This window comes from Actinomadura livida (assembly GCF_014648675.1).
Lineage (GTDB): Bacteria > Actinomycetota > Actinomycetes > Streptosporangiales > Streptosporangiaceae > Spirillospora > Spirillospora livida.
In genome coordinates, this window is the sequence record NZ_BMRO01000002.1 from 444186 (window position 1) to 470914 (window position 26729).

The window sequence follows — 26729 nt, forward strand, 5'->3', positions numbered from 1 at the left end:
GGCGCCATTGTGGCGTGAACGGCGGCGCGGCGCGTCCCTCCCCAGGGGGACGCCGCGTCCCCCGGCGGCCCCGCCGGAGAGCGCTCCGCGGTGGGACGACCGCGGGCCGCGCCGGACCCTAGCCTCCCGGACCATGGACGCGACAATCGAAGTGCGGGGCCTGCGCAAGCGGTACGGGCCGACGCTCGCCGTGGACGCCCTGTCGTTCACGGCCCGCCCGGGGCAGGTCACCGGGTTCGTCGGCCCGAACGGCGCCGGCAAGTCCACCACGCTGCGGATGATCATGGGGCTGGACCGGCCCGACGCCGGATCGGCGCTGGTCGGCGGGAGACCGTACCGGTCGCTGCGGACGCCGCTGTGCCGGCTCGGGGCGATGCTGGACGCCTCGGCGGTGCATCCGGCGCGGCGCGCCCGCGACCACCTGCGGTGGCTGGCCCACGCCGGCGGCCTGCCGCGCCGCCGGGTCGAGGAGGTCATCGAGCTGACCGGGCTGGCGAGCGCGGCGGGACGGCGGGCGGGCGGGTTCTCGCTCGGCATGCGCCAGCGGCTCGGGATCGCGGCGGCGCTGCTCGGCGACCCGCCGGCGCTGATGTTCGACGAGCCGGTCAACGGGCTGGACCCCGAGGGCATCACCTGGATCCGGGGGCTGCTGCGGTCGCTGGCCGCCGAGGGCCGGGCCGTGCTGGTGTCCAGCCACCTGATGAGCGAGCTGGAGGGCGGCGCCGACCGCCTGGTGGTGATCGGGCGGGGCCGGCTGATCGCCGACACCAGCGTCGCCGACCTGCTGGAGGCCGCGTCCGGCGGGCGGGTCGAGCTGCGCACCGCCGAGCGGCAGGAGGCGATGACCGTCCTGGCGCGGGCGGGCGCCACCGTGACCGCGGCGGGTCCCGGCGCCGTCACGGTCGCGGGCCTGCCCGCGGAGAGGATCATCGCGCTGCTCACCGGGGAGGGCGTCGCGTTCAGCGGCGTCTCCGAGCACCGGGCGTCGCTGGAGGAGGCCTACATGGAGCTGACCAGGGACGCGGTCGAGTTCCGGGCCGTGGCCGGGCGGGAGGCGCCGTGACCGCCGCGACGTCGTACCGCAGCACCGTCCAGGCCGAGGCCCGCGACGGGTTCGGGCGGCTCCTGCTGGCCGAGTGGACCAAGTTCCGCACCGTCCCCCGGTGGGTGCTGGCGGTCGGGGCGTCGGTGGCGCTGACGGTGCTGGTCGCGCTGCTGACGGCCGCGGGCAGCGCGTCGTCCGGCACCGGGGAGGGCACGGCGGACCCCGCCCGGTCCGGAATCTTCGACATGGGGCACTTCACGTACCAGCCGCTGGAGGGGGACGGCACCGTCACCGCCCGCGTCACCGCCCAGGAGGGCGGCGCCCGGGCGAAGGCCGGGCTGATGATCCGCGGCAGCGCCGAGCGCGGCACCCCGTACGCGGCGCTGGCGGTGACGCCCGGGGACGGCGTCCGGCTGCAGACCGGCTACCGGGACGGCGGCGCCGGAGGCGGGCCGGGCGCCCTGCCGCGCTGGCTCCGGCTGACCCGCTCGGGCACGACGGTGACGGGGTACGAGTCGCCGGACGGGCGCGCCTGGAGCCGGGTCGGGTCGGTGCGGCTGGAGGGGCTGCCGCGGTCCGCGCTCGCGGGCATGTTCGTCGCCGCCCCGGACGACGTCGTGGTCGAGCGCCGGTTCGGCAGCGAGAGCATCTCCGGGGAGCCCGCCGCCGCCACCGCGGCGTTCGACCGGGTGTCGATGGTCCCGGCGCGGCCGGGTGCGGCGTGGCAGGACCGGGGCACGCCGGGCGGGCCGGGCGGGCCCGCGGAGCCCGGCGCGGGAGGCAGCACCCTGTCCGGGGGGACCTTCACCCTGTCCGGGTACGGCGACATCGGGCCCAACGCGTTCGCCGACGACCTCACCAAGACGATCCTCACCGGCGTCCTCATCGGGCAGACCGCGATCGTCGCGGCGGCGGTCCTGTTCGTCACGTCCGAGTACCGGCGCCGGACGCTGCGCACCACGTTCGCCGCGAGCCCGCGCCGCGGCCGGGTGCTGGCCGCCAAGGCCCTCGTGGCGGGGCTGGTGTCCCTCGCCGCGGGACTGGCCGCCTCGTGCGGCGCGATGCTGCTGGCGCGGCCGATGCTGCGCTCCAACGGGGTGGCGCCTCCGCCGCTGTGGGACGCGGCCGTCCTGCGGGCGGTCCTCGGCACGGCGGCGCTGCTCGGGGTGATCGCGGTGTTCGCCGTCGCGGTCGCGGTCATCGTGCGCCGCAGCGCCCCGGCGATCACGATCGTCCTGCTGCTGCTGCTCGTCCCGCAGATCGTGGCGACGGGACTGCCGCTGTCGGCGGCGCGGTGGCTGGAACGCCTGACCCCGGCGGCGGGCTTCGCGATCCAGCAGACGGTCGCGCGGTTCGACCGGGCGATCGGCCCGTGGGCCGGCTTCGGGGTGCTGTGCGCCTACACGGCCCTGGCGCTCGCCGCGGCGGCGTTCCTGCTCAGGCGGCGCGACGCATGAGCGCGCTGCACGCGGAGTGGACGAAGCTGCGCACGCTGCCGAGCACGTGGTGGCTGCTGGCGGCCCTGGCGGGGATCACCGCGGCCGCCGGCGCGGCGGTGACCGGGGCGGTCGACACCTCGGCCTGCCCGGACCCCGCCGCGTGCCGGGAGGACACCGCCAAGCTCGCCCTGTCGGGCGTGCAGATCGGGCAGGTCGCCGCGGTCGTGCTGGGCGTGCTGGCGGTGGGCGGCGAGTACGCCACCGGGACGATCGCGGCGACGCTGGCGGCGGTCCCGCGCCGCGGGGCGGTCCTGGCGGCCAAGGCCGCCGTGGTCGCGGCCGCGGTCGCGGCCGCGGGGTCGGCGGGGGTGCTGGCGTCGCTGGCTGCGGGGCGCGGCATCCTGCCCGGCAACGGGTTCACGGCCGCCAACGGCCATCCGCCGCTGTCGCTGCTGGACGGCGCCACGGCGCGGGCCGCCGCCGGGACCGTCCTCTACCTGGTCCTGGTGGCGCTGCTGTCCCTCGGGGCGGGCACGGCCGTGCGGGAGCCCGCGGCGGCGATCACGGCCGTGCTGGCGCTGCTGTGGATCGTCCCGGTCCTCACCCGGCTCGCCGGCGACCCGCGGTGGCAGGAGCGGCTGGAGCGGCTCGCGCCGATGACGGCGGGGCTGGCCGTGCAGGCGACCCGGGACCTGGACCGGCTGCCGATCGGGCCGTGGGCCGGGATGGGCGTCCTCGCGGGCTACGCGGCGGCGGCGCTGGCCGCGGGCTGGATCCTGCTCGCGGCGCGGGACGCGTGAGGCGCGGTCAGGCGCGGGGCTTGGGGTCGTCGTCCTCGACGACCTCGCCGCGGACGACCGGGCCGGGCGGCGTCTCCACCGGCTCGGGGCCGGGCCGGCGGCCGAAGGGGTCGTAGCCGGCGCCGCCGAAGCCGGGCGGCGGGATGATCGTGGCGGCGCGGACCTCGGCGGCGCGCATCCGGCGCTCGGCGAACGCCGACAGCGCCCGCCGCAGCAGCGGCCGGGTGAACGGCAGGACCAGCGCGGCGCCGAGCACGTCCGTGCCGAACCCGGGCAGCAGGATCAGCACACCGCCGCCCATGACCAGCACCGCGTCGCCGAGTTCCCGCTCCCGCAGGACGCCGGTGCGGACGGTCTCGTACAGCGCGCCCCAGGCGCGCCTGCCCTCCCGCCGGATGATCCACGCGCCGAGCACCGCCTGGGCGGCGAGCAGCCCCGCCGTCGGCCAGAACCCGATCAGCTGGCCGACCTGGATCAGCAGGTAGATCTCCAGGACCGGCACCAGCACGAACGCCAGGAGGAACAGCAGCGGCAGCATGGCTCCCTTTTCGGGGTCGGTCGAAGCCCCGCACGATACGTCGGGGCATCACCCTGTACAACGCGACGGCGGCGCCGTTCGTTTCCCCCGGCGGGCGCCGTCTTCCGCGGGGCGGCGGCGGTCAGCGGGGCGGGCGGAGCTTCGCGGCGCGGTCGGCGACGCCCCACTGGGTGATGCGCAGCGCCGCCTCGGCCATGACGTCCCGGTTCATCTTGCTGGTGCCGTGGACGCGTTCGACGAAGGTGATCGGCACCTCCACGACCCGCAGCCCCTGCCGCAGCGCCCGCAGCGCCAGGTCGATCTGGAAGCAGTAGCCGCGCGAGTCGACCTCCGCCAGCCCGATCTTCTCCAGGGTCGCGGCGCGGAAGGCGCGGTAGCCGCCGGTGGCGTCGTGGAGCGGGATGCCGAGCATCAGCCGCGCGTAGGTGTTGGCGCCCCGCGACAGGGCCTCGCGCCGCTTGGGCCAGTTGCGCACCTTGCCGCCCGGTACCCAGCGGGCCCCGATGACCAGGTCGGCGTCCTCCAGGGCCGACAGCAGCCGAGGCAGCTCCTCGGGCTGGTGGGAGCCGTCGGCGTCCATCTCGACCATGACGTCGTAGCCGTGCTCGGCGGCCCACCGGAACCCGGCGATGTAGGCGGGCCCCAGCCCGTCCTTGCCCGCGCGGTGCAGGACCCTGATCTGCTCGTCCCGCGCCGCCATGGCGTCGGCGACCTCGCCGGTGCCGTCCGGGCTGGCGTCGTCCACGACGAGGACGTCCACCGACGGGACGGCCTCGCGGACCCGCCCGGCGATGTCCTCGATGTTCTCCCGCTCGTTGTACGTCGGGATGATCACGAGCACCCGGCCGAGGTCGGCTGGGATGTCCATCGGTGTCAGTTCCCCTCGTTCGAGCCGGCGGTGCCCCCGCCGGCGCGGTTCCCGCCGGTGGAGGTCCTCCTCGCCGGCGCCCATGCCGCCGCGCAGAGCGCACCGAGCGCGAGTGCGGCGAGCACCCACTCGGGCGCGGCGCCCAGCCGGTCCGCCGGCGTCGTGGACGTGCGCGCCGGTACGGTCGCCACCTGGATGTCGGGGACGAACTCGCGGGACCGGTCGACCACCCGTCCGTCCGGGGCGACGATCGCGCTGATCCCGCTGGTCGCGGCAACCAAGATCGTACGGCCATGTTCCACCGCGCGCAGCCGGGACATCGCGATCTGCTGCGGCGGCAGGCTCGTGCGGCCGTAGGTGGCGTTGTTGGTCTGCACGACCAGCAGGTTCCCGGCCGACACGTCCCGGACCTCCTTGTCGTAGGCCACCTCGAAGCAGATGACGTCGCCGACCGTGACCGGCCCGAGCCGCATGACGCCCGAGCGGGTGCCCTTGGCGAAGTCGCGCGGGATCCGCTCGAACCGCGTGATCAGCCTGGTGAGCACGTCGCGGAACGGCAGGTACTCCCCGAACGGGACGGGGTGCCGCTTGACGTAGTAGTCGCCGGGCCCGCTCCGCGGGTCCCAGACGATGCCGCGGTTCTCCACCTGCTCGCCGTCGGGGGTGTCGGTGAGGGCGCCGACGAGGACGGGGACGCCGACGTCCTTCACCGCGGCGTCGATGGCGTTGTACGCCTCGGGGTCGCTGTAGGGGTCCAGGTCGCTGGCGTTCTCCGGCCACACCACCAGCTCGGGCCGGGCGACCTCCCCCGCGCGGACCCGCGCGGCCAGCTCGCGGGTGACCCGGACGTGGTTGTTCAGGACGGCCTTGCGCTGCCCCTGCCAGTCCAGGCCGATGCGGGGCACGTCGCCCTGGATCACGGCGACCGTGACGGGCCGTCCCGACACGGGGGTGGGGATCAGCGCCCCGCCGCCGACGACGGCGGCGATGCCGGCGAGGGCCGCGGCGGCGGGCAGCAGCGTCCGCCGGGGGCCCGGGGACGGGCCGTCATCGCCGGTGCGGGCCCGGTGCGCGCGGTAGGCGCGGTGGGCGGCGACGGCGCCGTAGGCGAGCAGCCCGCCCACCAGGGCGGTCAGGAAGGTGACCAGCGGCGCGCCGCCCCAGGAGGCGTAGGGGGTGAGCGGTGTGGCGGTCTGGCTGAAGGCGAGCCGCGCCCACGGGAACCCGCCGAACGGGACCCGGCCGCGGATCAGCTCCTCGGCGATCCACAGCGCGGCCGTCCACACCGGCCAGCCGGGCAGCCGGGTGACCAGCGCGATCCCGGCCCCGAGGGGCAGGAAGTACAGGGCCTGGACCAGGGCGAGCCCGATCCACGCGTCCGGGCCGATGTTGCCGATGCCCTCCAGGACGGGGATGAAGAACGCGGCGCCGCAGACGAATCCGAGCCAGGCGCCGGTGCGGGCGGTGAGGCCGCGCAGCGCGAGGGTGAGCAGCGCGACGCCGGCCGGGGCGAGGGGCGTCAGGTCGAAGGGCGGGAACGCGAGCCACATGGCCAGCCCGGCGGCGACGACCAGCAGCGTGCGGGCCCATCCGGCGCGGCCGCCGCGGCGCAGCCGGGCGCCGAGACGCGCCGCGCGGCCCGGCCGTTCCGGCGCCGTGTCGCCGCCCGCGCCCGTGCGGGCCCCGGCGCCTTCGGCCGGCGACCGTTCCGGGAGGGTCTCCTGGGCCACGTCCCACCTCGTTCCCCTTCGTTCCCTGCGGGGAACGCTACCGGGCCGCGGGCACCGCGGCGACCACGGCCGGTGCGGGGAGGGAGGGCGGGCACGCGGAAGAGGGCCCGCGACACCCGTCGGGCCGGAGACGTCCCACAGGCGGTGAGAACGAGGCTCCGTTTTCTACTGGATGCCGGGGCCCTTCCCGGGTCCAACCCCCCGCCCGATCGGGCGGCTCCGTCCGGGCACGGCTCCGGTCCACCACGCTGGTTCGGGCGGGCACGGCGGCGGTCACTCGCGTGACCCCGGTCCCCGTCGCGGCGCGGTGCCCGGCGGCGCCTCGGGCGGCCGATCGGTGAGTCCCGTGCTGGACTGCAGCAAAACTACCGGCTTCAGCCACCTTGTCAACCACGGCATGTTCTGCGATGACACCATGTCGCCGCAGGTCAGCGCCATGATCACCGGCCCGGCGTTTTCCCCGCGCAAGATCGGCGATCACCGCGCGGCGGGCGGCCTCAGGACCCGGGCGCGGTGACGACGACGGTCCCGGTCGCGGTGACCGCGACGACCGGGTCGGGCAGCACCTCGGCGGCGGACCCGCCCTTGTCCGGGCGGCCCCGGCACACCACGCGGGCCTCGAAGTCCATGACCCGGCTGCGGGTCCCGGCGCGGGTGAGGACGGCGGTGGTCTCCAGGACGTCCCCGGCCCGGACGGGGGCGCGGAACTGCACGTCGGAGTAGGACGCGAACAGCCCCTCGTCGCCGTCGGAGCGGATGCACAGCTCCGTGGCGGCGTCCCCGAACAGCCCGAGCACGTAGGCGCCGTCGACCAGGTCGCCCGCGTAGTGGGCGTGGGAGTAGGGGATGTAGCGGCGGTGCGTGACGGTCAGCCCCTCGCGCGGGTCGCTCATGATTCGTCCTCCTGGTCGGCGGGGTCGGCGGGGTCTCCGGAGCCGGAGTCGGCGGGGAGCAGGGCGTGCACGAGGTAGCTGGCGACCTCGGCCGGGGTGGTGCCCTTGCCGAAGATGCGGTCGACGCCGAGGTCGGCCTCGGCGACGGTGTCGAACCGGGGGCCGCCGACGACCAGCAGCGGCCGCCCCATGCCGCCGGCGACGGCGGTGGGGTACTCGGCGTGGAACGCGGCGGCCATCTGCTTGGTGTTGTGCAGGTGCGCGTTGCGCTGGGTGACGACCTGGGACACCAGGACGGCGTCGGCGTTCTCGGCCTTGGCGCGCTCGACCAGCTCGGGCACGGTGACCTGGGCGCCCATGTTCACCACCTGGATCTCGCGGTAGTACTCCAGGCCCTTCTCCCCGGCGAACCCCTTGACGTTGAGGATCGCGTCGATGCCGACGGTGTGGGCGTCGGTGCCGATGCAGGCGCCGACGACCACCAGCCGCCGGTTCAGCGCGCGGCGGATCGCCAGGTTCACCTCCTGGGAGGTCAGCAGCGGGTACGCGCGCTCCTCGGGGACGGGGATGGAGGCGTAGTCGACGAGGTGCCGGACCTTCCCGTAGACGATGAAGAAGGTGAAGTCGGGGCCCATCGGCTTGGCGTGCACGACGCTGGCGGGGTCCAGGCCCATCTTCCCGGCGAGCTGCAGCGCGGCGGCCTCGGCGCGCTTCCCGGCCGGGACGGGCAGGGTGAACGACATCTGCACCATGCCGTCGCCGGTGGTGTCGCCGTAGGGGCGGATCACCTGCCGGGTGTCGGCGGGCTCGGCCGGGGTTCCGGCCGGGGCCTGGGTTCCGGGGCTCTCGACCGTCATGCGGGCACCTCCTGCTCGGCCGCGCCGGCGGCGGCGTGCGGGTCCTCGGTGTCGAGGATCTCGATCGCGGGGTTGCAGTATCCGGGCGCGCGGGGGACGACGCCGTCCAGGCCCTTGCCGCCGTCGGGCGGGCGTCGGGTGACGCCGAAGGTGCCCTCGGCGATGGCGGTGAGCAGGCCGTCGTCGCTGACCCGCTCCAGCAGCTCCACCGACTCCGACAGCACCCGCTTGGCGCGCTGGACCAGCATTCCGTCGGGACGGGGCATGAAGTCCTCGGCGAGGTCGCCGCACGCGTCGCGGACGTAGCGGACGTTCTCCAGCGCCAGGTCGCGGTCCGACAGCCAGGGCGTGTGGATGCCCTCGGTCATCATCCCGATCAGGATGATCGACTGGCCCGTCATGACGCCCGCGAGGTTGAAGAAGGCGTCCAGCAGGTAGCCGGCGAAGATGTTGCCGGTCATGTGCTTGGTGGGCGGCATGTACTTCAGCGGCGCGTCGGGGAACAGCTCCCGGGCGAGCTGGGCGTGCGCGAGCTCCAGCCGGAACGACCCGGGCACGGCCGGGTCGATCTCGAAGGCGTGGCCGAGGCCGAGCTGGTGGTCGGCGAGGCCCGCCTCGTGCCCGAACCGCTCGTTCAGCAGCTGGCTGACGGTGACGGTGTGCGCGGCGCCGACCGCGTCGGCGGTGGTGAGGTAGTTGTCCTCGCCGGTGTTGATGACGATGCCGGCGCGGGCGTGGATCTGCCGGGAGAAGCGCTGGTCGATGAACGTGCGGCGGGGGTTGATGTCGCGGAAGATGATGCCGTACATGCAGTCGTTCAGCATCATGTCCAGGCGCTCCAGCCCGGCGAGCGTCGCGATCTCCGGCATGCACAGCCCGGAGGCGTAGTTCGTCAGCCGGACGTAGCGGCCCAGCTCGCGGGACACCTCGTCCAGCGCGGACCGCATCAGCCGGAAGTTCTCCCGCGTCGCGTACGTGCCGGCGTAGCCCTCGCGGGTGGCGCCCTCGGGGACGAAGTCCAGCAGCGACTGGCCGGTGGAGCGGATCACCGCGACGACGTCGGCGCCCTCGCGCGCGGCGGCCTGCGCCTGCGGGACGTCCTCGTAGATGTCGCCGGTCGCCACGATCAGGTAGACCAGCGGCTTGGGCGGGTCCGCCGCGTCCGGCGGCGGCAGCTCGCGCAGCAGCGCGTCGCGTTCGGCGCGGCGGCGGTCGATGCGGGAGATCCCGCCGCGGGCGGCCTCCCCCGCGGCCTTGCGGGCGAGCGCGGCGTCGGTGCCGGACGGGAGCCGGAACGCCGCCCGGCCCGCCGCGGCGGCCCGGGCGAGGTCGCCGAGGGAGCCGTGCGGGCCGTTGAGCAGGGCGTCCCAGACGGGCAGGGCCACGCCGTGCTCCAGGCCGACCTGGTCGCGGACGGCGTCGGCGAGGTGGTTGGCCCAGGGGCGCCCCCCGTCGTCGGCGCCGGTGAGCCCGGCCAGCCGCAGCAGGGCGCGCTCGACCGACACGGTGGTGTGGGAGCGCGCCATCTCGATGATGGGCTCGGCGGCCCGGGCGGCCAGCCGCCGGGCGGTGCGCACCACCTCGGGATCGAGGTCCAGCTTTCCCTGCGGCGCCATTGCCGTCTCCCCTCACGCGGCCGCCCACTCAGGCCGGTTACATCAATCGTCCTTCGTACCGGGTTCTCTACGAGAGATCTTCCGGCATGGACACCATATTTCACAAGAACTGGTAGCAATCACCGCGGACTCTCCACCGCGCACATGTTCACCTTCCCTGGCCGGGCGGTCACCTCACCTCCACGTGACAACCAAGCGAAACCCGCCGGTAGCCACCGTAGGTAAATCTACAATCACCCACGGTGATGCCACGTCGTTCCCCGGGAGGGACATGATCGTTTACTGTGCCGCCGCCGCGTGCGCGGTCGCCGTCGTGATCGTCGCGAGCCGGCTGGTCCGGCGCGTCCGCGGCACCATCGACGATCCCGACCCCGACGGCCCCACCGCCTCGCACAGCGGGGCGATGCTGTCGGCGCTGTTCCTGCTGGCGTTCGCCATCGCCATCGTCGTGCCGTGGACGACCGCGGACGCCGCCCGGGCCAATGCCTATGCCGAGACCCAGGCGATCACCGAGGCGTACTGGACGGCCGGGCGGCTGCCCGCGTCCGACGCCGGGTACGTCCAGGACGGGCTGCGCGAGTACGTCGAGCAGGTCCGCGGCCCCGAATGGCGGCTCATGCGGGACGGGCGGCGGCTCAGCCCGCGCGGCTGGCGGCAGCTGGACGACCTGCGCCGCCACGTCACCGCCCTCGACACCGGCGACGACGACGAGCTCAAGGAGGCGCGCGGCACCCTGCTCGCCCACCTCGGCGAGATCTCCTCCGCCCGCCGCCAGCGCGCCAATGACGCCCGGACGACGCCGCCCGCCGGGCTGCTCGCCGTCACCGTCGTGACCGGCACCGCGGTCGTGCTGCTGCCGTTCATGGCGGGCGCCCGCCCCCGCGGCATGACGCTGGTGCCGCTGGCGCTCATGGCCGGGCTCCTGGCCGCCGGGGCGTACCTGACCATCGACATCTCGCACGTGTTCAGCGGCGCCCTGGCCGTCGGCCCCGAGGCGTTCACCGCCGTGGACGGCGAGCTGCGGCGCATCGCGGGAGGTGGCTGAGCGTGCGCCGCCTCGCCGTCCTGCCCGCCGCGCTCGCCGGCGCGCTCGCGTTCCCGCCCGGCGCGCTCGCCGACCCGCCCCCCGGCCCCCAGATCAGCCTGTGCATCGAGATCGGCATCGGCGTGGACCCGGGATCGGTCACCGGCTGCGCCCCGCCGGACCCGCCGCCGCCTCCCCCGCCCGAGCCCGAGCCGGAACCCGAGCCGGAACCCGAGCCGCCGGATCCCCCGGAGCCGTCACCGCCGCCGCTCGCCGACCCGCCGCCGCCGCAGGCCGCGCCCCCGGCCGAGCCACCGGCCGCCAGGCCGGCCCCGGCGCCGCCCGCGAGCGCGCCGCCCGCTCCCCCGCCCCCGCCCAGGACGCGGCAGCAGCCGCCCCCGCCGGAGCCCGCGCCGGAACCGGAACCGACCGGGGCCCGCTCGGTCGTCCGCACGGCGAAGGAACCGCCGGAGCGCCGCAACCCGCTCGGCACCACGCTGGTGCTGGTCGTCGTCGCGGTCGTCATCAGCGCGGGCACCGCCATCGCCTTCGCCCGCTGACGACCGCCCCGCATGCCCCCAGAATCGGGGCAGGACGCTGCCGCGGCTCACCGAGGCCGAAGAACGGATGTGGACGGCCTTCCCGCGAGGCGAATGGGTCGACCTGCGCACCGGCGACCCCGAGCAGGACGACGTCGCCGCCGCCGGGCACTGGGACGACGACCGCGTGGTCCGCGCCGAGGTGATCGCCGCGCTGCTGCTCGGCGGCGTGGCCCGCGTCCTGTCCCGCCGCTGACGGGCACCGGCCACGGCCGGCGGAGCACCTGTGCCGGGCCCTACAGGCCGGGGATCTGGTGGTTGCGGAAGGCGTCCACGAAGTAGGTGTGGTCGTCGCGGACGATCTCGGCGTACCGGGTGCCGAACGCGACCATCGCCTCGACGAACGCCGACTCGTCGTCGCCGATCACCGCGTTGATGGCGTCCTCGACCTGGAAGCCGACGAGCGTGTGGTCGGAGTCGCTGTCGGAGACGCAGTGCACCTTGGCGGTGGCGCGGCCGAGGTCGTCCAGGACCGACAGCATGTCCTCCGGCTCGGTGAGGCCGCCCCAGTCCAGGTCCTCCTCGTAGGGCGACAGCTCCTGGACGACGTAGCCGACGCCGCCGATCCGGGTGTGGCCGAGCCACGGGTCGGCGTTGGCCTGCAGCGCGCGGCGGGACACCGCCGTGCGGTGCCCGTGGTGCTGGAAGTACTCGCGGATGCGCGCGTCGTCGACGACGCGGCTCGGGGCGGCGACGTTGCCCTGCTTCATCGACAGGACGACGTCGTTCTCCAGCGCCTGGGTGTTGCCCTCCACCAGGATGTTGTAGGCCGACAGCCCCGCGGACCCGATGCCGAAGCCGGACGCGCCGACGATGTCCTTGATTTGGTAGGTGAGGCTGCCGAAGCGCTTGTCGTCCGGGATCGTCGTCAGGTACTCGGCGTAGGCGGCCTCGACCTCGGCGCGCTCGGCCTCGTCGAGGCGGCGCACGCCGGGGCGGTCGCGGAACCGGCGCTCGGCCCCCGCCACCTCGGTCATGCCCTCCAGCAGCCCGATGCGGGTGCCGCCCATCGCGGCGACCAGCACGTCCCGCACGTACCCGTCGGTGGTGTCGAGGGTCAGCGCGAACTTCTCGTCGCCGTCGTGGGCGGCGAACCGGCGGACCTGGTCGACGTAGGCGCGCACGTAGGTCTCGATCAGCCGGCGGATGTCGTCGTCGGAGATCGCCTTCTGCCACGCCAGCAGCGCCAGGCTCGCCACGAAGCGCTTGACGTCCCAGCTGAAGTGCCCGACGTACGCCTCGTCGTAGTCGTTGACGTCGAAGACGAACACGCCGTCGTCGTTCATGTAGGTGCCGAAGTTCTGCGCGTGCAGGTCGCCCTGGATCCACACGCGGGACGTGCGCTCGTCGGCCCACGGGTCGTCGTCGTGGACGATGTCGGCGTAGAACAGGCAGGCGCTGCCGCGGTAGAACGCGAACGGGTCGGAGGCCATCTTGCGGAAGCGGCGGCGGAACTCGGCCGGGCTGCGCTCCATCAGATCCGAGAACGCGTCGACGAGGACGTCGACGATCTGCGCCTGACGCTCCTTGGGGTCCCGCCCGCGCAGTTCCTCGGTGATGCTCGCCATGCTCGACTCTCCTCGATGGTCGGGTGCTCCCCCGCCGCTGCCGGGGCTTTCCCGGATCATTGTGCCGAATCGCCCGCGGTCCGGGCGGTGAACAGCGCGCGAACGGCCGGCTCGGAGCGCACCAGGTCCAGCGCGGTCTCGGCGTGCCCGGGAACGTAGCCGTTGCCGATGAGCATCGTGACGTCGGCGGCGAGGCCCTCCGCGCCGAGCGCGGCGGCCGGGAACGACGTCGCCATCGAGAAGAACACGACGGTGCCGCCGGGCGCGGTCGCCAGGATCGCGCCGTGCTCGCAGCCCGGCACGTCCACGCAGACGACGGTGACGTCGGCGGGTCCGCCGTTCGCACGCTGGATCGCCGCGGCGACGGCGACCGGGTCGCGGGCGTCAGCCCGCACGACGGCGTCGGCGAGGCCCGCGGCGGCCAGCCGCTTCTCCTCCTCGGCGGTCGGCACCAGCCCGATCACCCGGGACGCTCCCGCGCGCCGCGCGGCGGCCAGCGACAGCGAGCCGCTCTTGCCCGCCGCGCCGAGCACCGCCACCACCGGTGCGCCCTCCTGCGACGCGACGACGCGGTGGGTGAGGGCGGGGGCGCCGCACACGTCCATGACGGCGAGGGCCAGCGGGACCGGGAGGTCACCGGGCAGCACGGCGGCGATGGACCGGGCGAACAGGATCGCGTGCCCCTGGGCGGGCACCTGCTCGGAAAGCCCGTCCCAGCGGGCCAGCCCGTCGGTGATGGCCAGCGGCGTGAGGGTCAGCGAGACGAGGGTGGCGACGCGGTCGCCCGGCCGCAGCCCCAGCGGCGACTCCGGGCCCGCCTCCTCGACGACGCCGACGAGCATGCCGCCCGACCCGGTGACCGGGTTGTGCATCTTGCCGCGCTCGGCGACGATCCGCAGCACCTCGGCCCTGATCGCGCCGGGGTCGCCGCCGTGGGCGGTGTGCAGCTGCCGGTAGGACGCGGCGTCCAGGTTGAGGCGCTCAACGCCGATGCGGACCTCGTCGTCCCGGATCCGCGGGTCCGGGTCCAGCCGGTCCGCCGCCTGCGGCAGCACGCCCGCGGGCTCCAGCACCCGGTGCAGCCCCACCGCCGTGCCCGTTCCGCCGTCGCTCATCGCCGTCCCGCCTCCCTGACACCACCCGATTTTGTACAAGATGTATCGGGTACAACTGGTTTCATCGAAAGTCTTCCCGTAACGTCGGCGACCTACAAGAGTTTTATGCGATCACGAGGCGAGGAGGCGGTCAACGATGACCACTGCCCTGCATCCGGACCGGGACACCGCCCGGTCCGCGGAGACCGCGCGCCAGCCGTACGCCTACCGGCGCCGGCCCCTGGAGGAGCCGGACTGGCGCCGCTTCCCCGGCTGGCGTGACGTCACGCGGGAGGAGTGGGAGTCGGCGCAGTGGCAGCGCGCCAACTGCGTGAAGAACCTGCGGCAGCTCCGCCGGGTCATGGGCGATCTGCTGGACGAGTCCTTCTACGCCGACCTGGAGCGGGACCAGGCAGAGCGCGCGACGATGTCGATGCTGCTGCCGCCGCAGATGCTCAACACGATGGACTGCTCGTCCACCGGCGCCTTCCACGCCGATCCGGTGCGGCGCTACATGCTCCCGGTGTTCAGCGACCGGCGCACCGACTGGCCGTCCCACCCCCACGCCAGCCGCGACTCGCTGCACGAGGCCGAGATGTGGGCGGTCGAGGGCCTCACCCACCGCTACCCCACCAAGGTCCTCGCCGAGATCCTGCCGACCTGCCCGCAGTACTGCGGGCACTGCACCCGCATGGACCTGGTCGGCAACTCCACCCCGAGCGTCGACAAGCACAAGTTCACGATCAAGCCGCCGGACCGGCTCGGCGCCATGCTCGACTACCTGCGCCGCACGCCCGGCGTCCGCGACGTGGTCGTCTCCGGCGGCGACGTCGCCAACATGCCGTGGGCGCGGCTGGAGTCGTTCGTCGGCTCCCTGCTGGACATCGACAACATCCGCGACATCCGGCTGGCCAGCAAGGCCCTCATGGGCCTGCCCCAGCACTGGCTGCAGGACGACGTCCGCGCCGGCATGGAGCGCCTGGCCGCCAAGGCCCGCGAGCGCGGCGTCCAGATCGCGATCCACACCCACGTCAACGCCGCCCAGTCGGTGACGCCGCTGGTGGCCCGGGCCGCGCGCGCCATGCTCGACACCGGCATCCGCGACGTCCGCAACCAGGGCGTGCTGCTGCGCGGCGTCAACGACACCCCCGAGGCGCTCCTCGACCTGTCGTTCGCGCTCCTCGACGAGGCCGAGATCGTGCCGTACTACCTGTACATGTGCGACATGATCCCCTACAGCGAGCACTGGCGGCTCGCGGTCTGGGAGGCGCAGGAGCTGCAGCACGCCATCATGGGCTACCTCCCCGGCTTCGCCACGCCGCGGATCGTGTGCGACGTCCCGTACGTCGGCAAGCGCTGGGTGCACCAGCTCGCCGGCTACGACCGCGAGCGCGGGATCTCCTACTGGACGAAGAACTACCGCACCGCGCTGGAGATGTCCGACCCCGACGCGCTGGACAGGCGGTACGAGTACCACGACCCGATCTACACCCTGCCGGAGCGGGGCCGCGAGTGGTGGCGGGAGCAGCTGGAGGCCGCCTGACCCGGGCGGGCGTCCGGCCCGGCGCCTTTACATTGTAGATCAATAACCGGCGGACTATCCTCGGGCACGTGACCTCAGCCCCGACCTCCCGGTTCCCGGCCGGCGCCGCCGTCACGGCGGCCGCGCTGGAGGACGACCCGCACCCGCACCTGGCGCGGCTGCGGGCGCGCGAGCCGGTGTCCTGGCTCCCCGCGCTGGGCGGCTGGCTGGTCACCTCCCGGGAGCCGGCGCTGCGGGTGATGCGCGACGCGGACGCCTTCACGGTGGACGACCCGCGCTTCTCCACCGCGCAGGTCGTCGGCCCGAGCATGCTGTCGCTGGACGGCCCGGCCCACACCCGGCACCGCGACCCGTTCGCGCGCCCCTTCCGGCCGGCCGCGACCCGCGAGCGGTTCACCGCGTTCACCGAGGCCGAGGCCGCCCGGCTCGTCGGCGGCCTGGCGCCCGCGGGGCGGGCCGAGCTGCGCGGCGAGCTGGCCGGGCCGCTGGCCGTCGCCGTCGTCACCGAGGCGCTCGGCCTGGCCGGGGTCGACGCGGCCACCGTCCGGTCCTGGTACGGGGCGTTCGTGGAGGCCGTCTCCGCCATCACCGCGGGCGGCGCCGCGCCCGCCGGCGCCGCCGAGGCGTACCGGCTGCTCGGCTCCGCCGTCGCGGACGCCGTCGCCGCCTCCCGCCCGGGGTCGCTGCTCGCCGACGCCGCGCGCGACGAGACCGGCCTGACCACCGACGAGGTCGTCGCCAACGCGGCGGTCCTGATGTTCGGCGGCATCGACACCACCGAGGGCATGATCGCCAACGCCGTGCTGCACCTGGTCGGCCACCCGGACCAGCTGCGGCTCGTCCTGGCCGACCGGGACCTGCTGCCCGCCGCGATCGAGGAGTCGCTGCGGCTGGAGCCGTCCGCGTCGGTCGTGGACCGGTACGCCACCCGCGACACCGGCCTCGGCCGGGCGCCGGTGCGCGCGGGCGACCTGGTCCGCGTGTCGATCGCCGCCGCCAACCGCGACCCGGCCGTGTTCCCCGACCCGGACCGCTACGACGTGCGGCGGGAGAACGCCGCCGAGCACCTGGCGTTCGCGCACGGCCCGCACTTCTGCTTCGGGTCCCACCTGGCCCGGCTGGAGGCCCGGGCGGCGCTCACCGCGCTGCTGGACCGGCTTCCCGGGCTGCGGCTCGACCCGTCCCGCCCGGCGCGCCCGCGGGGGCTGGTGTTCCGCAGGCCGCCGCGGCTGGACGTCTGCTGGGAGACCTGACGGCCGGTTCCGGTCTGCGCAAAATATGCCGCTGACCTCGCCTTTATGGGAGCATCCCTCAATGGACGCCGAACGCCGAGTCGTACTCCGCTTCGCCGAGGAGAGCCGGGAAGCCGAGACGCACACCAACCTGTCCGCCGTGCGCCAGGACGGCCGCTGCCTGTGGGTCGCGGGCGACGAGACGGCCACCGTCGAGCGGCTGACCGCCGTCCACGACGCGGACGGGCGCGTCACCGGCTACGCCGGCCAGCGGACCGTGGCGCTCGCCGACCTCGTCCCGCTGCCCGCGGGCCCCGACGAGGAGGCCGACATCGAGGGGCTGGCGCGCGGCAACGGCTGGCTCTGGGCGATCGGCTCGCACAGCCTCAAGCGCAAGCGGATCAAGCCGGAGCACAGCGGCGCCAAGTCCCGCCGGCGGCTCGCCAAGGTCGTGCGCGAGGACAACCGCTTCATCCTGGCGCGGCTCCCCCTGGTCACCGGCGACGACGGGCTGCCCGAGCCCGTCCGCGAGGACGGGGACCGCACGGCGGCCGTGCTCGGGCTGAACAAGGACTCCATCACCGACCTGCTGGGGGACGACCCGCACCTGGCGCCGTTCCTGGCGATCCCGAGCAAGGACAACGGCATCGACATCGAGGGCGTCGCCGCCCACGGCGACCGCCTCTACGTCGGCCTGCGCGGGCCGGTGCTGCGGGGCTGGGCCGTCCTCATCGAGATCCGCCCCGACACCGACCCCGGGGACCCGAGCCGGCTGCGGCTGCTGCCGCTCTCCGACGACGGCGCCCTCTACCACACGCACTTCATGGACCTGGGCGGCCTCGGCATCCGGGACCTGTGCCCCCACGGCGACGACCTGCTCGTCCTCACCGGGCCCAGCATGGACCTCGACGGGCCGGTGCGCGTCGTGCGCTGGCGCGGCGCGGTCACCGCCGACGCTCCGGAGATCGTGACCTCCGACGACCTGGAGGTATTGGGCGACCTCCCCTACGGCGACGGGGACGACCACGCCGAGGGGATCGCCGTCCTGGAGGAGTCGGACGGCTCCGGGCTCCGGCTGCTCGTCGTGTACGACAGCCCGGCCCCCGGACGGCTGACCGAGGACGGCGGCGTCATCGCCGACGTGGTGCGGATCGGCGGCTGAACCGCGGTCCCACCCGAATAAGCGCTCGCTTGCGCCGGTCTGCTTGGATGGGGACGGACACCCCCAGGAAGGCAGAACGAGCATGATCGAGTGGTCCGACGAAGACCTGATGATCCGGGACGCGGTGCGCGGCTGGATCGACGCGGAGGTCCGGCCGAATCTGGACGCGCTGGAGTCGGGCGACCTGCCGCCGTACGACCTGCTCCGCAACCTGTTCAAGACGTTCGGCATGGACGAGATGGCCCGCGCGTCCTTCCGCGCCCGGCAGGAGCGCGGCGAGTCCGGCGGCGACGGCGGCAGTGACGGCGAAGGGGAGCGGAGCGGCGGCGGCAACGCGGCGATGTCGATGCTGCCGATCATCGAGCTGTGCAAGGTCGCGCCGGGCCTGGTCTCGGCGATGGGCGTCGGCCTCGGCCTCGCCGCCGGGACGATCATGAAGCGCGGCACGCCCGAGCAGCGCGAGCGCTGGGCCCTCGACCTGCTCACCCTCGACAAGGTCGGCGCGTGGGCCATCACCGAGCCCGGCTCCGGCTCCGACGCGTTCGGCGGCATGCAGGCCACGGCCAGGAAGGCCGGCGACGAGTACGTCCTGAACGGCAGCAAGACGTTCATCACCAACGGCCCCTATGCCGACACGATCGTCTTCTACTGCAAGCTCGACGACGGGCGGGACCCGCGCGACCGCGAGATCCTCACGTTCGTCCTCGACCGCGGCATGGAGGGGCTGGAGCAGAGCAAACCGCTGCGCAAGATGGGCCTGCACTCCTCCCCCACCGGCGAGCTGTTCCTCAGCGACGTCCGCGCCGGCACCGACCGGCTGCTCGTCTCCGGGTCCGGCAGCGGCAAGGACTCCGCCCGGCAGAACTTCGTCACCGAGCGCGCCGGCGTCACCGCCATGGCCCTCGGGGTCATCGAGGAGTGCCTGAAGCTGTCGGTCGAGTACGCCAAGACCCGCGAGCTGTGGGGGCAGCGGATCGGCGACTTCCAGCTCATCCAGCTGAAGCTGGCCAAGATGGAGGTCGCGCGGCTCAACGTCCAGAACCTGGTGTTCCGGCACATCGAGATGCAGCGCGCGGGCCGCACCCCGACCCTCGCCGAGGCGTCGGCGATGAAGCTGTACTCCGCCCAGGCCGCCAGCGAGGTCGCGCAGGAGGCCGTGCAGCTGTTCGGCGGCAACGGCTACATGAGCGAGTACCGCGTCGAGCAGCTCGCCCGCGACGCCAAGTCGTTCCAGATCTACGCCGGGACCGACGAGATCCAGATCACCCACATCGCCCGCGACCTGCTGTCGTCCTGACCGCCCCGCGGGGTGCGCGCGGGGCGTGCTCCGCCGCGAACTTTCGCGGGCGGCCCGCCGTCGAACAGGTGGGGGGCGGGTGAGGGCGATCACCCGTCCCCCGCCCGAAGTCCTTTCTGGACAAGCCGACGATGGGGACTGGATACTCACAGCTATGGACGGTCAGCCCTCATTCCCGGTGAGAGCGTCCGACGTGGAACGGGACCGGGTCCTGCGCGTCCTCAGCGACCGCGTGGCCGAGGGCCGGATGTCGAACGAGACCTTCGAACGGCGCGTCGACCAGGTGCTGCAGGCCCGCAGCCGGGCCGAGCTGGCCGACATCGTGCACGACCTGCCGCCCGCCGGCCGCGTCGTGCGCCGGCTGACCGGCATCATCTCCTCGGTGTCGCAGGTGACCGCGCGGGTCGAGGCGGCCTGGCGGGCGCCGCGGCTGCCGCGGTTCATGCTCCCGCCCGGCGACCTCGGCCGCATCGTCGTGGGCCGCGCGCCCGGCTGCCAGTTCATCCTCCCGGACCTGACCGTCTCGCGGTTCCACGCCGAGATCTACCGCGCCGACGAGGGCTGGATGATCTCCGACCTCGGCTCGATGAACGGCACCCGCGTCAACGGCTGGCGGCTCACCGGCCCCGCCCGCGTCCGCCCCGGCGACGAGGTCGGCTTCGGCAACTCCAGCTTCATCGTCACCGCGCCCACGTCCCCGGGCGGCCCCCCGGGGGCCTGAGGGCCCCTCACAGGGGCGGGCGGCGCGCCTCCCACGGCGTGCTGAGCACGACCGTCGTCCGCGTCGCGACGTTCGCCGCGGCGCGGATGCTCTGCAGCAGTTCCTCCAGCTCGTTCGGCGACCCGACGCGGACCTTGAGGATGTAGCTCTCCTCCCCCGCCACCGAATGGCACGCCTCGATCGCCTGGAGGTGCGCGAGCCGCTCGGGCGCGTCGTCGGGCGCGGCCGGGTCGATCGGCTTGATCGACACGAACGCGGTCAGCGGCAGCCCGATCTGCCGGCTGTCCAGCTGGGCCGCGAACCCCAGGATGACGCCGCGCTTCTGCAGCCGCCGGACGCGCTGGTGCACCGCCGACACCGAGAGGCCGGTCTCCTTGGCGAGGTCGGTGAAACTCATCCGCCCGTCGTCGGCCAGCAGCGCCATGATCTGACGATCGATGTCCTCCACGCGGGAAATCTAGCGTGCCCGGACCCGTGCACGGGCCCGATTCGCCCGGCATCCGCCGCCCGCGGCCGGTGCGCTCAGCGGCGGGCCGGGCGCAGCGGACCGCAGCTGCCGCGCACGACCAGCTCGGTGGGCAGCAGCACGGGCCCGCCCCGGCCCCGGCGGGCGGGCTCGCGCAGCAGCATCTCGCACGCGCGGTAGCCGATGTCGCGGCCGGGGCGCGCGACGGCGGTGAGCGGCGGGTCGCACAGCTCCGCCCACGCGACGTCGTCGATCATCGCGATCGACACGTCCGCGGGGACCCGCAGGTCCAGCTCGCGGGCCACCAGCACCGCGGCCTCGCCGAGCCGGTGCCCGGCGGCGAGGACGGCGGTGACGTCGTCGCGGCGCTGCAGCAGCCCGGCGGCGGCCGCGTAGGCGGCGTCGCCGGCCGGGCGGGCCCCGACGACCAGGTCCTCCTCGACCGGCACGCCGAGCTGGGCGAGGGTGTCGCGGAACGCGCCCTCCCGCACGCGCGACGGGCTGCGCGGCGCCTCGCCGAGGAACCCGATGCGGCGGTGCCCGAGCCCGGCGAGGTACTCGGTGAGGGACCGCACGCCGCCGGCGTCGTCGGCCAGCACGGCCGGGATCTCCGGCAGGCCGGGCAGCGCGCGGCCGGCGAAGACGACGCTGGAGCACACCCGGGCGGCGCCGCGCCAGTCGGCCTCGGTGCCGGCGGGCTGGGCGATGACGCCGTCGACGCGCTGCTCGACGAGCCGTTCGACGATCTCGGCCTCGCGGGACGGGTCGCCGTGCGCGGCGTCCACGATGACGTGCTCGCCGAGCGTGCGGGCGCACGCGAGGACGCCCGCGACGAGCTCGGCGCAGAACGGGTCGGTCACGTCGGGGACGACCAGGCCGATGCCGCCGCTGCGCCGCAGCTTGAGGCCGCGGCCGAGGGCGCTCGGCCGGTAGTCCAGCTCGCGGGCCGCGGCCAGGACCCGCTCGCGGGTGGCGGCGCCGACCGAGCCGGTGCCGGAGAACACCCGCGACACCGTGGCGATGCCGACGCCCGCCGCCGCCGCCACGTCTTTGATCGTCGCCGGCCTGCGCGGTGCCATGGACCGACCGCCCCCCTCCGCCCGTTTTCGATCACCTTCTCATGACACTCCCTCCCTTGGAAACGTTTCCATGAGGTTTACTCCAAAAAGTGCAATGAACGCCCTGCTCGGCAGGGTCAATTGGAAACGTTTCCATGAAGGGGTTCGGATGGCGAAGATCGTGCTGGACCGGGTCGACAAGGTCTACTCCGGCGGCGTCAAGGCCGTGGACGGCCTCGACCTGGAGATCCGCGACGGCGAGTTCATGGTCCTGGTCGGCCCGTCCGGCTGCGGCAAGTCGACCGCGCTGCGGATGATCGCGGGCCTGGAGGAGATCACCGGCGGGAAGATCTCGATCGGCGACCGGATCGTCAACGACCTCGCGCCCAAGGACCGCGACATCGCGATGGTCTTCCAGAACTACGCGCTCTACCCGCACATGACCGTCGAGCAGAACCTGGCGTTCGGCCTCAAGCTGCGCGGCACGCCGAAGGCGGAGATCAAGCAGAAGGTCCGCGAGGCCGCCAAGATGCTGGGGCTGGAGCAGTACCTCTCCCGCAAGCCGGCCGCGCTGTCGGGCGGCCAGCGGCAGCGGGTCGCGATGGGCCGCGCGATCGTCCGCCAGCCGCAGGCCTTCCTCATGGACGAGCCGCTGTCCAACCTGGACGCCAAGCTCCGCGTGTCCATGCGCGCCTCCCTCAGCCAGCTGCACGAGCGCCTCGGCGTCACCACCGTGTACGTCACCCACGACCAGGTGGAGGCCATGACGCTCGGCTCGCGCGTCTGCGTGCTGCGCGACGGCCAGCTGCAGCAGGTCGACACCCCGCAGCGGCTGTTCGACAACCCGGTCAACCTCTTCGTGGCCGGGTTCATCGGGTCCCCCGCGATGAACTTCGTCTCCGCCCAGCTCAGCGCCGGCGACGGCGGCGCCCAGGTCTCCTTCGCCGGGTACACGCTGCCGGTCCCCGCCGCGGCCATCGACGACCGCCCGGGCCTGCGGGACTACCTCGGCGGGACCGTCGTCCTCGGCATCCGCCCGTCGGACTTCGAGGACGCCGCGCACGCCAAGCCCGAATGGGCGCCGATGTCGGTGCGCAGCAGCGTCACCGAGGAGCTCGGCAGCGAGATCAACGTCATCTTCACCATCGACGCCCCGCCGGTCGAGCACAAGGACACCGCCGACCTGGCCTCCGACGCCACCGAGGGCGAGGAGGACATGGCGATCCCCCTGGTCGACAACAAGGCGCTGTGGACGGCCCGGGTCAACTCCCGCTCGCACGTGCGCCCGAACCAGCACGTGGACCTCGCCGTCGACACCCGGCGGCTGCACTTCTTCGACCCGACCAGCGGCCTCGCCATCGGGCACCCCGGCGCACGGCAGCACGCCGCCGCGGCGTCCCTGGACAAGACCTCCTGACCCGGCCCGGCGGACGGCGGAGCCCCGCGGCCCTTCCCGGGCCGCGGGGCTCCGCCGCGCTCACGTCACCGGACCCGCGGTCACTTCACCGGTGCGGTCACTTCACCGGTGCGGTCACTTCACCGATCCCGCGAGGACGCCCTGCACGAAGTACCGCTGGAAGGCGAAGAACACCGCCAGCGGGACGATCAGCGACAGGAACGCGCCGGGCGCGAGGATGTCGATGTTGCCGGTGAACTGCCGCATCTGCGACTGCAGCCACTTGGTCATCGGCTGCGCCTCGGTGTCGGCGAACACCAGCGCGACCAGCAGGTCGTTCCACACCCACAGGAACTGGAAGATGCCGAGCGAGGCGATCGCCGGGCCGCCCAGCGGGAAGATCACCCGCCGGAAGATCGTCCACTCCGAGCCGCCGTCCATCCGCGCGGCCTCCAGCAGGTCCCGGGGGATCGCCGCGAAGAAGTTGCGCAGCAGGAAGATCGCGAACGGCAGCCCGAACGCGACGTGGAACAGCACCACGCCGGTGACGGACCCGAACATCTGCCAGCCGCCGAACTGGATGTTGCCGTACAGCTTGGCGACCGGGATCAGCGCGACCTGGACCGGCACCACCAGCAGCGCCACCACCAGCAGGAACAGCCAGTCCCGGCCGGGGAACTCCATCCAGGCGAACGCGTAGGCGGCCAGCGAGGCGATCGCGACGACCAGCAGCGTCGCCGGGACCGTGATCAGCACGGTGTTCCAGAACGAGTCGACGAAGTCGGGCTTGTCGAGCAGCGCGGAGTAGGACTCCAGCGTCAGCTGCGTCGGCTCGGTGAACACGTTCCACCAGCCGCTGGCCGCGTTGTCCTCGTTGGAGCGCAGCGACGCCACCAGCAGCCCGAACGTCGGTACCAGCCAGAACAGCGCGATCAGGACCAGCACGGACTGGGCGGCACCGCCGCCGATCCTGCCGACGACGCGGGCTGCCACGCCGCGGCGCGGCGACCCGGCCGCGCCGTTCCCGCCCGCCGCGGCCCCGCCCGCCGCCGTCCCGCCGGCCGGGCCGTCCGGCCGGTCCGGGTTCTTGGCGGCCTTCTCCCCGGTGCTCATGTGCGCTCCTGCCGGATTCGCCGGATGTTGAACAGCATGGCGGGCGCGACGAGCACGAACAGCAGCACGGCGATCGCGCTGCCGGCCCCCTGGTCGTTCCCGCCGCCGAACGCCTCGGTCCACATCTCCAGCGCGAGCACGCTGGCGTTCGGATCGCCGCCGCCGATGATGTACACCAGGTCGAACACCTTCAGCACGTTGATGGTGAGGGTGACCGCCACCACCATGAGGACCGGTGCGAGCAGCGGGATCGTCACCCGCCGGAACACCTGCCACTCGGTGGCCCCGTCCACGCGCGCCGCCTCGAGGGCGTCGCGGGGGATCGCGGCGAGCCCGGCGGCGATCAGGACCATCGCGAAGCCGGACCACACCCACAGGTACGACCCGATGATCGCGGGGGTGATGAGCGTGCTGCCGAGCCACTCCGCGCCCCGGTAGGGGGCGGTGAAGTTGTCGGCGGGCAGCCGGATCGTGTACGCCCCGTCGGGCACGTCCGCCATCGTGAACGTGCCGTCGGCGTTCGTGGTGGCGGTCGCGACGACCTCGCCGCCGCGCACCGCCTCGACCTTGACGCCGGGCAGCCCGGTCTCGCCGGCGTTGGGGACGTTCGGCTCACCGCCGCCGCCCCGGGTGAAGTCGAACCAGACCGTCCCGGTGACCTGCCCCGCCTGTGCGGGCGGCGGCTGCGCGGCCGGCTCGGCGCCGTCCGGCACGTACTCCGGCTTGACCTTCACCAGCGGCATGAGCACGCTCTGCCCGGCCGAGTGGGTGCCGGTCGTGGCCACGCCGCCGGCGTCCTCGCGCAGCGGCTGGTCGCCGCCGCCGCGGGGGCCGGCGCCCGGGTAGCCGGTGTCCTGCGCGAACGTGTCGTGGATCGCGACCATCGCCGCGTTCGCCACGCCCTTGTCGGGGTCCTGCTGGTACACCAGCCGGAAGATCACGCCGGACGCCAGGAACGAGATCGCCATCGGCATGAACACCACGAGCTTGAACGCCGTCGCCCACCGGATCCGCTCGGTGAGGACGGCGAAGAACAGGCCGACGATGGTGACCAAGCTCGGGGCCACCACGACCCAGATGGCCGTGTTGCGCACCGCGATGAGGTTCTCGCGCCCCTGGAAGACACCGGTGTAGTTGTCCACGCCGGCGAACGCGTCGCCGGTGGCGTCGAAGAGGCTGCGGATCACCGAATAGACGATCGGGTACACCACGAGGAACCCGAGCAGCGCCAGCGCCGGCAGCAGGAACAGCAGGGCCAGCCACGAGGGCGGGGTCAGCCGCTCGCGCGACCGGCGCTTGCGGGGCGGGTCGGGGGCGGGGTCGGCGACGGCGGCGGCGCCGCCGGCCGTGGCGGCCGGCGGCACCCCGTCTTTCGGAGCCTTCATCCAGGTTCCCTACTTGTTCCCTACTTGTACGCCTCGGCGGCCTCGGCCTCCAGTTTCTTCTGGGTGCCCGCCACGTCGTCGGGCTTCTGCACGAAGGTGCGCAGCGCCTCCCACATGCCGTCGCCGGGCGTCGCGCCGAAGGCGGCGGGCGTCAGGTCGGACATGTCGTAGCGGGCGGCGTCGCCGGCCTGCTGCAGCTGGCCGATCAGCTCCTTGGCGACCGGGTCGGCGTAGGCGTCCGGCGGGACGTTCTTGTTCGGGGTCAGGTAGCCGCCGAGCCCGGCCCAGACCTTGCCCGCCTCGGGGGAGGCGAGGAACTTCATGAGCTCCTGGGCGCCCTCGCCGTCCTTCAGCGCGACGGCGACGTCGCCGCCGAGGATCGCGGGCGCGGTGTCGCCGGCCTTGGGGAAGGCGAAGACCTTGGCGTCGGTGCCCACCTTGGCGTTGGTGGTGGCGATGTTGGCGGCGGCGAAGTCGCCGCCGTAGACCATGGCGGCCTTCTCCTGCCCGAACGCCTGGGTGACCGACTCGTCGAACTTGGTCTTGGTCGCGGTCGCGACGCCGCCGTTGAGGAAGTCGGGCTTGCCCCAGATCTCGGCGAGGGTCTCCAGCGCCTTCTTGACCGTCGGGTCGGTCCACTTGATCTCGTGCTCGGCCAGCTTGTCGTAGTTCTCCGGGCCGGCCTGCGAGAGGTAGACGTTCTCGAACCAGTCGGTCAGCGTCCAGGAGTCGTCCGGCCCGGCGGCCAGCGTGAACGGCGTGGTGCCGGCCTCCTGCAGCGTGCCGGCCGCGGTGACCAGCTCCTGCCACGTCGTCGGGGGCTGGACGCCCGCGTCCGAGAACGCCTGCGGGCGGTACCACAGGATCGACTTGTACGCGGCCTTGATCATCACGCCGTAGGTCTTGTCGCCGGAGGAGCCGAGCTCCTTCCAGTACGGCGAGAAGTTCTTGTCGACCTCCGACACCACGTCCGGGCTGAGGGGCTTGAGCGAGCCCTTCTCGGCGTACTGCTTCATCAGGCCCGGCTGCGGCAGGATCGCCACGTCCGGCGGGTTGCCGGCCTCGAGGCGCGGGCCGAGGAACGCGTCGGTGTTCTCACCGGTGGAGGCGTAGTTGACGGTGGCGCCGGTCTTCTTCTGGAACGCGTCCAGGACCTTGCGGAAGTTCTCCTCCTCAGGGCCGGTCCACTTGGCCGCGACCTCGATCGTGGTGCCCTTCAGCTCCCCGCCGCCGGCGGGCGTCGACCCGTCGCCGCCGCCGTCGTCGTCGCCGCCGCACGCGGCGG

The 26729-nt window shown here is 73.9% G+C and carries 26 protein-coding genes; 13 read left to right on the top strand and 13 right to left on the bottom strand.

Going from position 1 to position 26729, the window contains the following annotated elements:
* The first annotated feature begins 133 nt into the window (after positions 1-133).
* From IEZ03_RS05430 to IEZ03_RS05440, 3 genes are read left to right on the top strand one after another with little or no spacing between them, the layout of a single operon-like run.
* The gene (locus IEZ03_RS05430) at positions 134-1063 is read left to right on the top strand and encodes an ABC transporter ATP-binding protein (protein ID WP_184884632.1); all 930 of its coding nucleotides are present in this window, start codon (positions 134-136) and stop codon (positions 1061-1063) included.
* Positions 1060-2502, top strand: a complete 1443-nt coding sequence (locus IEZ03_RS05435) for an ABC transporter permease subunit (RefSeq protein ID WP_184884634.1) — start codon at positions 1060-1062, stop codon at positions 2500-2502. The genes IEZ03_RS05430 and IEZ03_RS05435 overlap by 4 nt, the downstream gene beginning before the upstream one ends.
* On the top strand, positions 2499-3284 hold the full coding sequence (locus IEZ03_RS05440; RefSeq protein WP_184884636.1) for an ABC transporter permease: 786 nt from the start codon (positions 2499-2501) through the stop codon (positions 3282-3284). Before IEZ03_RS05435 ends, IEZ03_RS05440 begins: the two co-directional genes overlap by 4 nt.
* A 7-nt stretch (positions 3285-3291) precedes the next feature.
* Here the strand turns inward: IEZ03_RS05440 and IEZ03_RS05445 are convergent, their stop codons facing one another.
* The 3 genes from IEZ03_RS05445 to lnt all read right to left on the bottom strand — a co-directional run bounded on the left by IEZ03_RS05445 (position 3292) and on the right by lnt (position 6420).
* A complete protein-coding gene (locus IEZ03_RS05445; RefSeq protein ID WP_184884638.1) occupies positions 3292-3822 on the bottom strand; it encodes an FxsA family protein in 531 nt (176 codons plus the stop codon).
* Positions 3823-3943: 121 nt separating this feature from the next.
* Positions 3944-4690, bottom strand: a complete 747-nt coding sequence (locus tag IEZ03_RS05450) for a polyprenol monophosphomannose synthase (RefSeq protein ID WP_132054802.1) — start codon at positions 4688-4690, stop codon at positions 3944-3946.
* 5 nt (positions 4691-4695) lie between these two features.
* Positions 4696-6420: an apolipoprotein N-acyltransferase gene (gene lnt / locus IEZ03_RS05455; protein WP_229808035.1), complete on the bottom strand. Its 1725-nt coding sequence runs from the start codon at positions 6418-6420 to the stop codon at positions 4696-4698.
* Between the two features lie 346 nt (positions 6421-6766).
* Between lnt and IEZ03_RS05460 the strand changes: the two genes are divergently transcribed.
* A complete protein-coding gene (locus IEZ03_RS05460) occupies positions 6767-6937 on the top strand; it encodes a hypothetical protein (protein WP_184884640.1) in 171 nt (56 codons plus the stop codon).
* Here IEZ03_RS05460 and kal read toward each other — a convergent pair.
* From kal to kamD, 3 genes are read right to left on the bottom strand one after another with little or no spacing between them, the layout of a single operon-like run.
* Entirely contained in the window at positions 6918-7313 is a 396-nt protein-coding gene (kal, locus tag IEZ03_RS05465; protein ID WP_184884641.1) for a 3-aminobutyryl-CoA ammonia lyase, read from the bottom strand. The two genes, IEZ03_RS05460 and kal, sit on opposite strands and share 20 nt — an antisense overlap.
* Positions 7310-8170 carry a lysine 5,6-aminomutase subunit beta gene (kamE, locus tag IEZ03_RS05470; RefSeq protein ID WP_184884642.1) on the bottom strand — a complete coding sequence of 287 codons (861 nt, stop codon included), beginning with the start codon at positions 8168-8170 and terminating at the stop codon, positions 7310-7312. Before kamE ends, kal begins: the two co-directional genes overlap by 4 nt.
* Complete coding sequence (kamD, locus tag IEZ03_RS05475; RefSeq protein ID WP_184884643.1) at positions 8167-9786, bottom strand: lysine 5,6-aminomutase subunit alpha; 1620 nt, start codon at positions 9784-9786, stop codon at positions 8167-8169. Before kamD ends, kamE begins: the two co-directional genes overlap by 4 nt.
* 271 nt (positions 9787-10057) lie before the next feature.
* Between kamD and IEZ03_RS05480 the strand changes: the two genes are divergently transcribed.
* The 3 genes from IEZ03_RS05480 to IEZ03_RS05490 all read left to right on the top strand — a co-directional run bounded on the left by IEZ03_RS05480 (position 10058) and on the right by IEZ03_RS05490 (position 11605).
* A complete protein-coding gene (locus IEZ03_RS05480) occupies positions 10058-10831 on the top strand; it encodes a bestrophin-like domain (RefSeq protein ID WP_184884644.1) in 774 nt (257 codons plus the stop codon).
* A 2-nt stretch (positions 10832-10833) separates the two neighbouring features.
* Entirely contained in the window at positions 10834-11370 is a 537-nt protein-coding gene (locus IEZ03_RS05485; RefSeq protein ID WP_184884645.1) for a hypothetical protein, read from the top strand.
* A 67-nt stretch (positions 11371-11437) separates the two neighbouring features.
* On the top strand, positions 11438-11605 hold the full coding sequence (locus tag IEZ03_RS05490; RefSeq protein WP_184884647.1) for a hypothetical protein: 168 nt from the start codon (positions 11438-11440) through the stop codon (positions 11603-11605).
* A gap of 40 nt (positions 11606-11645) precedes the next feature.
* Here the strand turns inward: IEZ03_RS05490 and IEZ03_RS05495 are convergent, their stop codons facing one another.
* Together IEZ03_RS05495 and kdd are read right to left on the bottom strand one after the other, a co-directional pair.
* Positions 11646-12977 (bottom strand): DUF2252 domain-containing protein, encoded by a 1332-nt coding sequence (locus IEZ03_RS05495; RefSeq protein WP_184884648.1) that lies wholly within the window; start codon positions 12975-12977, stop codon positions 11646-11648.
* Between the two features lie 56 nt (positions 12978-13033).
* Complete coding sequence (gene kdd / locus IEZ03_RS05500; protein ID WP_184884650.1) at positions 13034-14092, bottom strand: L-erythro-3,5-diaminohexanoate dehydrogenase; 1059 nt, start codon at positions 14090-14092, stop codon at positions 13034-13036.
* Between the two features lie 136 nt (positions 14093-14228).
* On the opposite strand from kdd, the gene IEZ03_RS05505 reads away from it, so the two are divergent.
* The 5 genes from IEZ03_RS05505 (at position 14229) to IEZ03_RS05525 (ending at position 20026) form a co-directional block, all read left to right on the top strand.
* On the top strand, positions 14229-15614 hold the full coding sequence (locus tag IEZ03_RS05505) for a KamA family radical SAM protein (protein ID WP_132053010.1): 1386 nt from the start codon (positions 14229-14231) through the stop codon (positions 15612-15614).
* 68 nt (positions 15615-15682) lie between these two features.
* A complete protein-coding gene (locus IEZ03_RS05510) occupies positions 15683-16867 on the top strand; it encodes a cytochrome P450 (protein WP_184884652.1) in 1185 nt (394 codons plus the stop codon).
* 61 nt (positions 16868-16928) lie between these two features.
* Positions 16929-18008 (top strand): DUF3616 domain-containing protein, encoded by a 1080-nt coding sequence (locus IEZ03_RS05515; RefSeq protein WP_184884654.1) that lies wholly within the window; start codon positions 16929-16931, stop codon positions 18006-18008.
* 82 nt (positions 18009-18090) lie between these two features.
* Positions 18091-19305: an acyl-CoA dehydrogenase family protein gene (locus IEZ03_RS05520; protein WP_184884656.1), complete on the top strand. Its 1215-nt coding sequence runs from the start codon at positions 18091-18093 to the stop codon at positions 19303-19305.
* Between the two features lie 154 nt (positions 19306-19459).
* Positions 19460-20026, top strand: coding sequence for an FHA domain-containing protein (locus tag IEZ03_RS05525; RefSeq protein WP_184884658.1), 567 nt, complete (start codon positions 19460-19462; stop codon positions 20024-20026).
* A 7-nt stretch (positions 20027-20033) separates the two neighbouring features.
* Here IEZ03_RS05525 and IEZ03_RS05530 read toward each other — a convergent pair whose 3' ends face one another.
* The gene (locus tag IEZ03_RS05530) at positions 20034-20474 is read right to left on the bottom strand and encodes an Lrp/AsnC family transcriptional regulator (RefSeq protein ID WP_132047147.1); all 441 of its coding nucleotides are present in this window, start codon (positions 20472-20474) and stop codon (positions 20034-20036) included.
* Positions 20475-20548: 74 nt separating this feature from the next.
* On the bottom strand, positions 20549-21571 hold the full coding sequence (locus IEZ03_RS05535; protein WP_184884660.1) for a LacI family DNA-binding transcriptional regulator: 1023 nt from the start codon (positions 21569-21571) through the stop codon (positions 20549-20551).
* A 148-nt stretch (positions 21572-21719) separates the two neighbouring features.
* Between IEZ03_RS05535 and IEZ03_RS05540 the strand changes: the two genes are divergently transcribed.
* On the top strand, positions 21720-22967 hold the full coding sequence (locus IEZ03_RS05540; protein ID WP_184884662.1) for an ABC transporter ATP-binding protein: 1248 nt from the start codon (positions 21720-21722) through the stop codon (positions 22965-22967).
* A gap of 114 nt (positions 22968-23081) precedes the next feature.
* On the opposite strand, the gene IEZ03_RS05545 is transcribed toward IEZ03_RS05540, so the two are convergent.
* The 3 genes from IEZ03_RS05545 to IEZ03_RS05555 form a co-directional block, all read right to left on the bottom strand.
* Positions 23082-24059 carry a carbohydrate ABC transporter permease gene (locus IEZ03_RS05545; RefSeq protein ID WP_184884664.1) on the bottom strand — a complete coding sequence of 326 codons (978 nt, stop codon included), beginning with the start codon at positions 24057-24059 and terminating at the stop codon, positions 23082-23084.
* Positions 24056-25444 (bottom strand): ABC transporter permease, encoded by a 1389-nt coding sequence (locus IEZ03_RS05550; RefSeq protein WP_184884666.1) that lies wholly within the window; start codon positions 25442-25444, stop codon positions 24056-24058. Before IEZ03_RS05550 ends, IEZ03_RS05545 begins: the two co-directional genes overlap by 4 nt.
* 20 nt (positions 25445-25464) lie before the next feature.
* Positions 25465-26729 (bottom strand): ABC transporter substrate-binding protein (locus IEZ03_RS05555; RefSeq protein ID WP_189241156.1); only part of this gene is annotated, 1265 nt, incomplete at its 5' end.

Bases quoted from the DNA above. Each gene is read 5' to 3' on its own strand.
- IEZ03_RS05430 (WP_184884632.1), top strand. From the start codon at position 134: ATGGACGCGACAATCGAAGTGCGGGGCCTGCGCAAGCGGTACGGGCCG.
- IEZ03_RS05440 (WP_184884636.1), top strand. From the start codon at position 2,499: ATGAGCGCGCTGCACGCGGAGTGGACGAAGCTGCGCACGCTGCCGAGC.
- IEZ03_RS05445 (WP_184884638.1), bottom strand. From the start codon at position 3,822: ATGCTGCCGCTGCTGTTCCTCCTGGCGTTCGTGCTGGTGCCGGTCCTG.
- IEZ03_RS05450 (WP_132054802.1), bottom strand. From the start codon at position 4,690: ATGGACATCCCAGCCGACCTCGGCCGGGTGCTCGTGATCATCCCGACG.
- kal (WP_184884641.1), bottom strand. From the start codon at position 7,313: ATGAGCGACCCGCGCGAGGGGCTGACCGTCACGCACCGCCGCTACATC.
- kamE (WP_184884642.1), bottom strand. From the start codon at position 8,170: ATGACGGTCGAGAGCCCCGGAACCCAGGCCCCGGCCGGAACCCCGGCC.
- kamD (WP_184884643.1), bottom strand. From the start codon at position 9,786: ATGGCGCCGCAGGGAAAGCTGGACCTCGATCCCGAGGTGGTGCGCACC.
- IEZ03_RS05480 (WP_184884644.1), top strand. From the start codon at position 10,058: ATGATCGTTTACTGTGCCGCCGCCGCGTGCGCGGTCGCCGTCGTGATC.
- IEZ03_RS05490 (WP_184884647.1), top strand. From the start codon at position 11,438: ATGTGGACGGCCTTCCCGCGAGGCGAATGGGTCGACCTGCGCACCGGC.
- IEZ03_RS05495 (WP_184884648.1), bottom strand. From the start codon at position 12,977: ATGGCGAGCATCACCGAGGAACTGCGCGGGCGGGACCCCAAGGAGCGT.
- kdd (WP_184884650.1), bottom strand. From the start codon at position 14,092: ATGAGCGACGGCGGAACGGGCACGGCGGTGGGGCTGCACCGGGTGCTG.
- IEZ03_RS05505 (WP_132053010.1), top strand. From the start codon at position 14,229: ATGACCACTGCCCTGCATCCGGACCGGGACACCGCCCGGTCCGCGGAG.
- IEZ03_RS05515 (WP_184884654.1), top strand. From the start codon at position 16,929: ATGGACGCCGAACGCCGAGTCGTACTCCGCTTCGCCGAGGAGAGCCGG.
- IEZ03_RS05520 (WP_184884656.1), top strand. From the start codon at position 18,091: ATGATCGAGTGGTCCGACGAAGACCTGATGATCCGGGACGCGGTGCGC.
- IEZ03_RS05525 (WP_184884658.1), top strand. From the start codon at position 19,460: ATGGACGGTCAGCCCTCATTCCCGGTGAGAGCGTCCGACGTGGAACGG.
- IEZ03_RS05535 (WP_184884660.1), bottom strand. From the start codon at position 21,571: ATGGCACCGCGCAGGCCGGCGACGATCAAAGACGTGGCGGCGGCGGCG.
- IEZ03_RS05540 (WP_184884662.1), top strand. From the start codon at position 21,720: ATGGCGAAGATCGTGCTGGACCGGGTCGACAAGGTCTACTCCGGCGGC.
- IEZ03_RS05545 (WP_184884664.1), bottom strand. From the start codon at position 24,059: ATGAGCACCGGGGAGAAGGCCGCCAAGAACCCGGACCGGCCGGACGGC.
- IEZ03_RS05550 (WP_184884666.1), bottom strand. From the start codon at position 25,444: ATGAAGGCTCCGAAAGACGGGGTGCCGCCGGCCGCCACGGCCGGCGGC.